Source organism: Candidatus Cloacimonadota bacterium, assembly GCA_011372345.1.
Taxonomy (GTDB): Bacteria; Cloacimonadota; Cloacimonadia; order Cloacimonadales; family TCS61; genus DRTC01.
The window spans coordinates 1-10,543 of the sequence record DRTC01000183.1 but is presented as its reverse complement, the minus strand read 5'-3'; the positions used below and the strand labels follow the sequence as shown (position 1 = coordinate 10,543).

Here is a 10,543-nt window from a genome sequence, read left to right as displayed (position 1 = left end):
TTGCAGAAACACCCTGGGGTGGTTTCAAGGAATCGGGTATTGGGCGGACTCACGGAAAAATTGGCTTTGATGAAATGACACAGCCGCAGGTCATAGTGAATGATATCCTTCCTTTTGCACGAAGGAACATCTGGTGGCATCCTTATAGCAAGAAAGTGTATGATGGTTTGAAAGGAATTATTCAGGCATTATATGGCACAAATATCAAGATGATGATGACGGGCTGGAAGAATTTATTGAAGATCGTACATCGGTATTTCACGGTGGAGTGAAGTTATAAATAATTGTATTGTTTTTGCTTTATATTTGACAATGATTTAGATACATAATAAATAATAGAGATGTTGATTTGGAAAAAATCAGCAATATTTATACATGAGGAAATCGAAAATGGCAAAACTGGTTACAAACCAAAAAGAGTTTCTTTCCGAGATTATAGATAACATTTTACCGAGTTCAAACAATCTCTACTTTCTTGTAGGATATTTTTACTTCTCCGGATTCGAGCAGATGTATAAAAACATTAATGATAAAAAAATGAAAATCCTAATTGGAATGAACATCGAAAAAAATATGTCCAACAAGATCAAAGAATTCACCATCATTCAGGAAATTAACCAATCAAGATTGGAGATCAAGAAAAGTTACTTTAAATCTTTTGTAGAGATATTTAATGATACTGATTATTTTGATTCCGAAGAAAAGCAGGAAGCATTCAGGATTTTCATAGGAAAAATGAAGGATGGTTCGCTGGAAATAAGAAAAACAGAACATCCAAATCATGCAAAATTATATTTGTTTGAGCATAAAGAAGAGGTTAGTCAAAATGGCTTAAATCCGGGGACTATGATAACCGGCTCAAGTAACTTAACAAGAGCAGGCTTGAAGGGACAACACGAAATTAATGTAATTTTAAGAGATGAATATCCGGAAGGAAAAAGAATTTTTGATGAACTGTGGGAAATGGCAATTGATATTGTGAACGAAGGAAATCTGGATGAATTTATGGAAGAAGTTTTCGAGAAGGTCTGGATTGATAAACTCTATAAACCATATTTATTTTACATAAGAATATTAATTGAATATTTTGCTATAAGAGAATCTGGTGAAGTTGTTTTTCCTGATGAAATTACGGAAGGACAATTCTTTAATCTGAAGTATCAGATCGATGCCGTCAGAAAGTCCATACAAATTATAGAACAACATAACGGAGTATTAATTTCTGATGTTGTTGGACTGGGAAAAAGTATTATTGCTTCCACAGTTGCTTTTAATATGAGAAAGAAAGTGATAATAATAGCTCCTCCACATCTGCATTATCAATGGGATAAAGAATATCGCACGATCTTCAAATTCAATGCTGTCGTTTTCGGAACTGGTTCGATTCATAAAGCTATTGATCATCTACGAAATGTTTGGAATGATGAAGAAGTATTAATAATCGTTGATGAAGCTCACAAATTCAGAAATGAAAACACCGATGATTACATAAATCTACACAAACTTTGTCAGGGGAATAAAGTAATGCTACTTACAGCAACTCCATTCAACAACCGACCTCAAGATATTTTTGCGATGATAAAACTTTTTCAAATACCATCAAAATCTACGATCCGCACAGTCGATAATCTTTCCTATCAATTCCAGCAAATGATCAAAGAATACAAAGCAATTAATAAAGAAAGAAAAAAGAAGGATGTTGATGAAGCAAAGCTGAAAAGAAGAATCCAAAATCTTGCAAAAAAGATCAGACATATTTTAGAACCTGTTATTATCAGACGATCAAGAATAGACCTTGATAAAATTAAAGAATATAAAAACGATTTGAAGAAACAAGGTTTCAAATATGTATTTGCAGAAGCTCCAATCGAAAAAGAATATTATCTCGGTGATCTTGCAGAATTATATTTAAAAACATTAAATACAATTTATCATGAAGAATCCAAGAAAAATAAAGGAAAGAAAACAGACAAAATCGAATTTATCGGCGCAAGATACAAGCCTGTAAACTACTTGAAAGATCTATCGAAATTTAAGGAAAGATTGAAAGCAGAGCACCAACACATTGATGCTGATGTAATACGCGTTGCTCAATCTAATCTGGCAGATTTTATGAGAAGACTGCTCGTTTCCAGATTTGAAAGTTCTATAAATGCCTTTAAATGCACGCTGAATTCGATGATCAAATCTATGGAATCAGTAAAAAAATATTATGAAAAAGCAGCCAAAATTCCTGTTTTTAAGAAAGGTAATTTGCCGGACATCGATTCATTCAAAGATATTGGTGAAGATGTTAAGAATGATCTGGAAAATTATAATTTTGAAAAAGAATTGGAAAAACAATATGAAAAAGGATTGTTCTTCATTCCCAAAGATGACTTGAAAGAAGATTTTATCAAAGATTTAGATCAGGATTTGAATTTGCTAATAAATATTAGGAAAGAATGGTTTGAAAATGGAATAAAAACCGATCCTAAACTTGAAAATTTCAAAATCGAAATTCAAAAACAATTGAAAGATGATCCAAAAAGGAAAATCGTTGTTTTCAGCGAATATGCCGATACTGCCAAGTATATATTTGAAGAAATTAAAAAAGATAAAAACATCAGAGCTTTCTACTATTCTTCCAAAATTTCTTCTACAGAAAATAAAAAAGTTATCAGAGAAAATTTCGATGCTTCCAATAAAATCCAAAAAGATTATTATGACATTATAATCGCAACCGATGCTCTTTCTGAAGGTGTGAATTTAAACAGAGCCGGAACAGTTTTCAATTATGATATCCCATATAATCCAACCAGAGTTATTCAAAGAGTGGGAAGAATTAACAGGATCGGGAAAATGCTTTTCAATAAACTCTTCATTTACAATTATTTCCCTACTGATATCGGTGAGGAGGAAATTCGAGTAAAACAGATATCAACTTTAAAGAAAGCGATGATCGATGCACTTCTCGGAGAAGATACAAAAGTCCTGACAAAAGAAGAAGAACTGAAATCTTACTTCCACCAGAAATATAATGAAGCTTTAAAGTTGCAGGAACAGGAATCGTGGGACACTAAATATCAAGATGATCTGTATTATTTGAAAAAGAAAAAACCTGAATTGATCGAAAAAGCTCTCTCCATTCCACGCCGTTCCAGAATTCAGCGAACAGAAAAGAAATCACAATCAGGCGTTATTATTTTTGGCAAAAAAGCAGAGGATTATACTTTCAGATTGGGAACAAGTGAAACAGAATCTCATGCACTTTCGGTTGAAGAAGCATTTGAACTCTTTGAAGCAGAAATTTCTGAAAAGCCAAAGAAAGTATCAAAACATTTTGAGAAAATATATCAACAAACAAAAGACAATATGTTCATTTCCAAAACGCAGGTTTCAACATCGGGTAAAAAAGGGGAGGCGATCAATAAAATCGAGCTTCTCATAGAATTGTCTCCCGAAAAGAAAGATTATTTCGCCGATCTTTACTTTGTTGCCAAAGAACTGAATGGACTTCCCGATGGTGTTTTTACATTAATAAGAAAAATTGATTCAGAAAATCTGAAAGATGATGTTAATGATTTAATTAAAAAAGTTCCTCATAACTATCTTGCGAAAATAATTAAGAAAGCAAATAAAATTGACGAAGGAACTGAAACCTTGATTCTTGCTGAAGAACTAATTTAATATTAAGGAATGTAAAATGGTTTTACCAATAAACATTAAAGAACTGCTGAATGGAAAAGTTGTCGAATGGGAACGGCTCGAATTTAAAAAGGGCTGGAATCCTGAAGGCACTCTTCATTCAATATGTGCATTCGCAAATGATATAAATAATTGGGGTGGTGGATACATCATTATCGGTGTAGAAGAACAGGAGGGAATTCCAATTTTACCTCCAATAGGACTGAACCAAAACCAATTGGATCCGATCCAGAAAAAACTTCATGAAATCTGTCATCATATTAAACCTAATTACTTTCCGATAGTTGAACCGTACAATTTTGAAGGCAAACATATATTAATAATTTGGATTCCCGGTGGCGATACAAGACCGTATAAGGCACCCGATACTATATCAAAAGGATCACCGAATTTTTATTGGATTCGCCACTTTTCAAACACAGTCAAAGCAAACAGAGAAGAAGAACAATTACTTCTTGGAATGGCTGCTAAAATACCTTTTGATGACAGGATCAATCATCACGCTGATATCAACGATTATGAGCTGAATTTGATTAAAGAATTTCTTAAAGAGATTAATAGTGATTTTACAATTCAAAGCAATACTACTATGGAAGATATATCTCATGTCCTTCAAATCGGCAGAGGACCACAAGAAAATTTCAAACCTCTGAATGTTGGTTTGTTGTTTTTCACTTCCGATCCATCACATTACTTTCCGTGTGCCAGGATTGAAATTGTCGAATTCTTAGATGATGTTGGTGATAATTTGATAGAGAAAACATTCTCCGGTCCAATACATGTTCAAATTCGATCTGCACTTCAATACATAAAAAACAGTATCATTAAAGAAAAAGTAAATAAAGTTTCCGGTCAAGCTGAGGCAAATCGCTTTTATAATTATCCCTATGAAGCAATTGAAGAAGCTTTAGTCAATGCAGTTTATCACAGGAGTTATGAACTAAGAGAGCCAGTTGAAGTAAGTATTAAACAAGATATGATCGAAATTTTATCATTCCCGGGACCATTACCGCCGATAGATAATGATAGTTTGAAACAATTTAGGGTTACTGCCCGATGTTACAGGAACAGAAGAATAGGGGATTTCCTTAAAGAACTTCATCTTACAGAAGGGAAAGCTACAGGATTTCCAAAAATTAGAAAAAGCATGAAAATAAACGGATCGCCGGATCCCATTTTTGAAATGGATAAAGATCGAGTTTACTTTTTGACTACGATAAAAATCCATCCGGATTTTGAATTGGAACCAAGTAGTGACCAAGTCACCGACCAAGTAGGGACTAAGTCGGGACTAAGTCGGGACCAAGTTATGTCTCAAGCTAATCTCCATGAAAACAATGAACTTATCGGATCTCTTGTCCTAAGCTTGTCTCAAGCTTGTCCTAAGTTAGCAAAACCAGAAATTCACGCTAGAATCTTGCTTTATTGTTTTGATCCTCGCAAAATTACTGAAATTATGGCTATTGTAAAACAAACTAATCGAAGTAGATTTAAAAAAATATATATAGATAAGTTAATTGAATTGAATTTTTTAGAATACACTAATCCAAAAAAAGTAATTGATCCTAACCAAAAATACCGGCTTACAGAACGCGGTAAATTATTCCTGGAGAAAATAAAAAAATGATATTGACCCCGCAAGTTGTTAAGTTGAAATTTATAAGATTTGTAAAAGAGTAAAGTTATGAATTTTAATTTCAATGAACCTTATAATCGAGAAAGCTGGATTACCTTTCTCAGACAACAATTTCTCCCGCAAGATTATTCACATACAACAGAAAAAGTAGAAACAGAATTTAAACCAAAATATATCAGTAAAGATGTTTTGTATCTCGGAAATTCCGAAACATTAAAATTAAAAGTTTATGAAATGCATCACGAATCGGAGAATGACCCCAGAATCGGTCTTTCACGAGATGCTTTCAAATTCATTGAACATCAAAAAGTTAAGAATGCATTGATCCTGTTTATTTCAAAGAATTCCGAAAATTACAGATTATCTTTGATCACTCGCGAACTGAAATTGGAAGGAAAGAAAGTAACAAAAGAATTCACCAATCCCAAACGATATTCTTACTTTATGGGACCGGATGTAAAAAAACATACAATCGAAGAATTTTTAGTGAAAAAGGGTAGAATAAAAGACGAAGAAGACCTTAAATCAAGATTCTCTGTAGAAATTGTAAATAAAGAATTTTATAATAATATCGCTGAACTTTTCACAGAACTTGTTGGCGGCGCGAGAAAGATAGGAAGACAAACTAAAGAATTTGAACCGCTTCTTAAACTTCCCGATACAACAGATCATACTTCGATGCAGGAATTTGCAGTCAGATTGATCGGTAGAATTGTATTCTGCTGGTTCTTAAAAAAGAAAAAATCTGAAAACGGAATCTCACTGATTCCCGAAGAAGTTTTATCAGTAAAAGCAATTAAAAATAATTATTATCATACAATTCTCGAACCGCTTTTCTTTGAAGTAATGAATACACCGATTGATGAGAGAAAAGAATTGATTTCTAAAAATGAGTTTTTCAAAAATATTCCATTTTTAAATGGTGGTTTGTTCGATCCAAATCTACATCAGGATTATTATAAAACAGATGATTTTCAAGGGAAATCAATTTATCAAAACACATTGAGTATTCCTGATGATTGGTTTGTAAAATTCTTCTCCGTTCTGGAATTATACAATTTCACGATAGATGAAAACACCTCCATCGATATTGATCTTTCCGTCGATCCCGAAATGCTCGGCAGAATATTCGAAAACCTGCTGGCTGAAATTAATCCGGAAACTCAACAAACCGCCAGGAAAGCAACTGGAAGTTATTATACTCCCAGACCAATTGTAGAATATATGGTTGATGAATCGCTGATACAATATTTGCTGACTAATCTCGAATCCTTCGGAATGTTTGAAAACCTTCCGAATTGTTCGAAACATAATGCCGACCATTGCGAAGGTTTGCAACCATTCGCAAGGTCTGAACTCGAACAAAAGCTTCGCAATCTCCTCGATTATACTATCGAAGAAAATGACCTTACAAAAGACGAAAGTCTGAAAGTTATCGAAGCTTTGGATAAAATTAAAATCCTCGATCCCGCTTGCGGTTCAGGTGCTTTTCCAATGGGGGTTTTGCAGAAGATGTTACTTATCCGCCAGAAAGTTGATCCCGAATCTATCGAATGGGTAATGAAACAATTAGATAAAATCCCTGATAGATTAGTGAGAAAAGCATTTGAGGATAAAATGATGGATGAGAACTGGGATTATAAATACAAAATGTCTGCTATTCTTCATTCCATTTACGGAATAGATATCCAACCTATCGCTGTTGAACTTTCCAAACTTCGATTCTTCCTGACCCTGATGGTTGATGAAACAGTGAATGATATAAAACCGAATCGGGGCATAAATCCGCTTCCCAACCTTTCTTTTAAATTTGTTGCTGCCAACACTTTGATTGGTTTGCCTGAAGTTGAAAAAGATGAACAAATGGATTATATGGATTTTGACAATTTACTAGATCCTCTAATGAATAAGTTGGAAAAATTGCGGGAAAAATTCTTTTATGCCAGCGGAAAAGAGAAAACCGAAATCGAAAAAGTATTTAAAAATACGCAAATTGAAATCGGACAATTTTTAAGCGAAAAAGGTTCTATGAATAAACGAGCAGTTGCACTTGCAAACTGGAATCCATTTGCTGATGAATCTTCCGATTGGTTTGACCCGAAATGGATGTTCGGAATAAAAGACGGATTTGATATTGTGATTGGTAATCCACCGTATATTAGTTATTATTCACGTCAAGCTAAAAAAACTAGTTCAGATTATATAAATGCTTTTAAATCAGATTATGATTTTATTTTAGACAAAAAGAAAAAGGGAAGATTCCATTCAGTAATGTTTTTTCTAGAAAAATCACTGAAAATGTTAAATAAGAATGCAATAAATATATTCATCATTGATATTTCATTTTTTGAATTACCATTCAAAGATATTAGAAAATATTTATTAGAAAAATCAAAGATTATTGAAATTGTTAAGGATTTGAATGAATTTGAAAAAGTAGCAAGTGGGCAACTAATACTATCATTTAAAAATATAATTTTGGATAATTATAATATTAATATAAAAAATGGCTTAATGGATAATGCCAAAATAATTTCAAAAAACGAAATTATTGAAACTGATAATTATACGATAAATATAATTAATCCATTTATAAAGTTAATTAATCAAAAAGTTGAAAGAATTGGCAATGCACTTGAAAATTATACAAATGTAAAAGTCGGTGTTAATGTTGGTGGTGTCCGATCATATTTTATAAAAACCGATACAAAATACCACAAGTTTATTAATGGTGGTGATAATGTAAAAAAATACTTACTAGAATTTCCTTCAACTAAGCAAAGAAGAACTGGTGAAATGTATTTTGACTTCAATAAAAAAGTTGAGAAATACATTTGGCGAAACAATATAGGCACACCATCAATAGGTGAATCAAATCAAAGATTTCTTTCTCCAAAATTGATAATACGTCAAAGCGATACTCAAATTACAGCTACATATGATAAAGACGGATATCACTGTGATTATAACTTATTTACTGTAAATAAATTAGATAATGATATCTCTATAAAATTTATATTAGCAATATTAAATAGTAGCTTAATCAATTTTTATTGCATTACTAATAGCATTATAAAAATTAAACCTGGTAAAACACCACAAATAAGAGTTGCTGATATAAAAACATTACCAATTGTTGAAACACCAATTGAAAAACAAAAACCCTTCGTCAAATTAGTAGATCAAATCCTCATCGACAAAAAAGCAGGCAAAGACACGCAAAAGCTGGAAGATAAAATAGATTTAATGGTTTATAAATTATACGAGCTAACTTATGAGGAAGTGAAAATTGTTGATCCTGAGTTTTGGATGAATGAAGGGGAGTATAATGGATCCAAATAGTAACACAAAATCTTATTGGGATATATGTTATCAACATTTATCAGGTAACTAAAGTAAAGGATTTTATGAATATTTTTCAACTACCTAAAAAAGCTGAAGAGCATTTTAATAAAAGAGCAAAAGAATTTTTATATAAATTGAGACCTGTCAATTTGAATTCTAATAATAAAATTATCCTGCCCAAAACATCACAATCTGAAGAATTTGCCATTCAAATAAATAAAAAAGATATAATAAATTTAAGAACTACAGGACAATTTGATCAATTCGGCAATAAAATTGTCAGTTGTTTTCCATCCAAACAAGGTTATGTCGGGTTAGATGGCAATGATTTAAAAGAATTTTTGAACTTTATTGAAACATTATCCATAAGAAAGGAGTTAAGGGATTTATTATGTTATAAATTTTTACAAGAAACTACTTTCAAATGGTTTGAAAAAGTCTATAATGGAGAAATAAAATCCCAAAACAATTATACTGATTATTTACACTCTGAAATTAAATTGAATGTAAAGGAGCGCAAAATATCAATTCCAATATTACATCTATCTCTTGAAAAATCATTTATAATTGGAAACATTCAATTTGAAGTTTTTTCAAAAAAGTTTTTTGATTTATGGGAGCAATCATTAAATAAGTGTAAAAAAGATAATTCAAAAATGTTAACAAAGGTTAGACAAAATTATCAAGGCGTAGTCTTTGCATCCCTTAAAGCTTTTGCAGATAAAAATAAGTGTATTGAAATTGCAAAACAAGAAACCGAAAGATCATTAATGATTTTAAGGATATTTTCACCGACAATTCTTTATAGTTCAGAATTTCAGTTTTATTATGGTCGTAAAGGTCATGTTTATTTACCATCAAATTATTACTTTATTTTTGAAGATGAATTTCCTCAACAATATGCAATGACAGATGTAAAGAGTAATTATAAACGAGTCATATATAACAAAGAATTAGAAATATTAAAACAATATGGTTTTGTTGTAGCAAGCAATTTGTTAAAGAAGAAAAATCTAACAGATATGGAGGAGTTGCTTTTAAAAACTATGAATTTATTTAGTCGAAGTATTATTACTGAAAACTTTGAAGATAAGATTGTGTTCTCATTGGTTTCTATAGAAACCTTGCTCCTAAAGAACACTTCGGAGCCCATTCAATATTCTATTGGGAAACGTCTAGCATTTCTTATTAGTAATACTCCAAAAGAACGTAAGAAAACAGACAAGCTTGTAAAAGAAGCTTATAAACTTAGAAGTAATTATATTCATCATGGGAATGAGAGTACAAATATAAAAATTATAGAGAAGTTAAGATTTCAGATTTTTATTGCAATATCTAAGATTTTACTAAGTATTAATCACATTAAAACTCAAGAGCAACTTTTAGAAAAAATTGAAAATAAAATTTGGGGATCTGATCGATATAATGGTTTATAAATTATACGAGCTCACTTACGAGGAAGTGAAAATAGTAGATCCAGCTTTCTCTTTATCAAAAGAAGAGTATGAAAATTTTAAGATAGAGTAGGTTATAAAACTTCGGAAGTTTAAGCAAAGCTGGATTATATAAAAAACAAACTCAAGAACTGTACTTCACAGTTCTGTGAAACGGGGCGTGGAGTTCAGAGCGACATTCCCTCTCTTGCTTCATACTGAACTCCATCCGCCTGCCCCATTTTGCGGGTTATAAATCCATGATTCCATAACCGATTACCATGTCTGTGAAATTTTTATGGAGCATGCCTGATCTCATACAATTCTTGACAAATATTGTTCTTTAAAGGATTGTTGTCCCCAATATGAACAAGAGCATCAATTATTAAAGAAATGGTTAGTAAATGGCGAATATTTTATTGGGACCTTAATGTAAAGATGA

General features: G+C 31.8%; 4 protein-coding genes and 1 pseudogene. All 5 read left to right on the top strand.

Annotation, left to right across the window (positions count from 1 at the left end; genetic code table 11):
- The 5 genes and pseudogenes from ENL20_03600 to ENL20_03580 all read left to right on the top strand — a co-directional run bounded on the left by ENL20_03600 (position 1) and on the right by ENL20_03580 (position 10,104).
- Positions 1 to 170 (top strand): annotated as a pseudogene (locus ENL20_03600) (benzaldehyde dehydrogenase).
- A 205-nt stretch (positions 171 to 375) separates the two neighbouring features.
- Positions 376 to 3,669 carry a helicase gene (locus tag ENL20_03595; protein ID HHE37641.1) on the top strand — a complete coding sequence of 1,098 codons (3,294 nt, stop codon included), beginning with the start codon at positions 376 to 378 and terminating at the stop codon, positions 3,667 to 3,669.
- A 16-nt stretch (positions 3,670 to 3,685) separates the two neighbouring features.
- Entirely contained in the window at positions 3,686 to 5,314 is a 1,629-nt protein-coding gene (locus ENL20_03590; protein HHE37640.1) for an AAA family ATPase, read from the top strand.
- A 57-nt stretch (positions 5,315 to 5,371) separates the two neighbouring features.
- On the top strand, positions 5,372 to 8,665 hold the full coding sequence (locus ENL20_03585; protein ID HHE37639.1) for a hypothetical protein: 3,294 nt from the start codon (positions 5,372 to 5,374) through the stop codon (positions 8,663 to 8,665).
- Positions 8,666 to 8,730: 65 nt separating this feature from the next.
- Complete coding sequence (locus ENL20_03580) at positions 8,731 to 10,104, top strand: hypothetical protein (protein HHE37638.1); 1,374 nt, start codon at positions 8,731 to 8,733, stop codon at positions 10,102 to 10,104.
- Positions 10,105 to 10,543 lie beyond the last annotated feature (439 nt).

Coding starts and splice junctions, on each gene's coding strand:
- ENL20_03595 (HHE37641.1), top strand. CDS start 376: ATGAGGAAATCGAAAATGGCAAAACTGGTTACAAACCAAAAAGAGTTT.
- ENL20_03590 (HHE37640.1), top strand. CDS start 3,686: ATGGTTTTACCAATAAACATTAAAGAACTGCTGAATGGAAAAGTTGTC.
- ENL20_03585 (HHE37639.1), top strand. CDS start 5,372: ATGAATTTTAATTTCAATGAACCTTATAATCGAGAAAGCTGGATTACC.
- ENL20_03580 (HHE37638.1), top strand. CDS start 8,731: ATGAATATTTTTCAACTACCTAAAAAAGCTGAAGAGCATTTTAATAAA.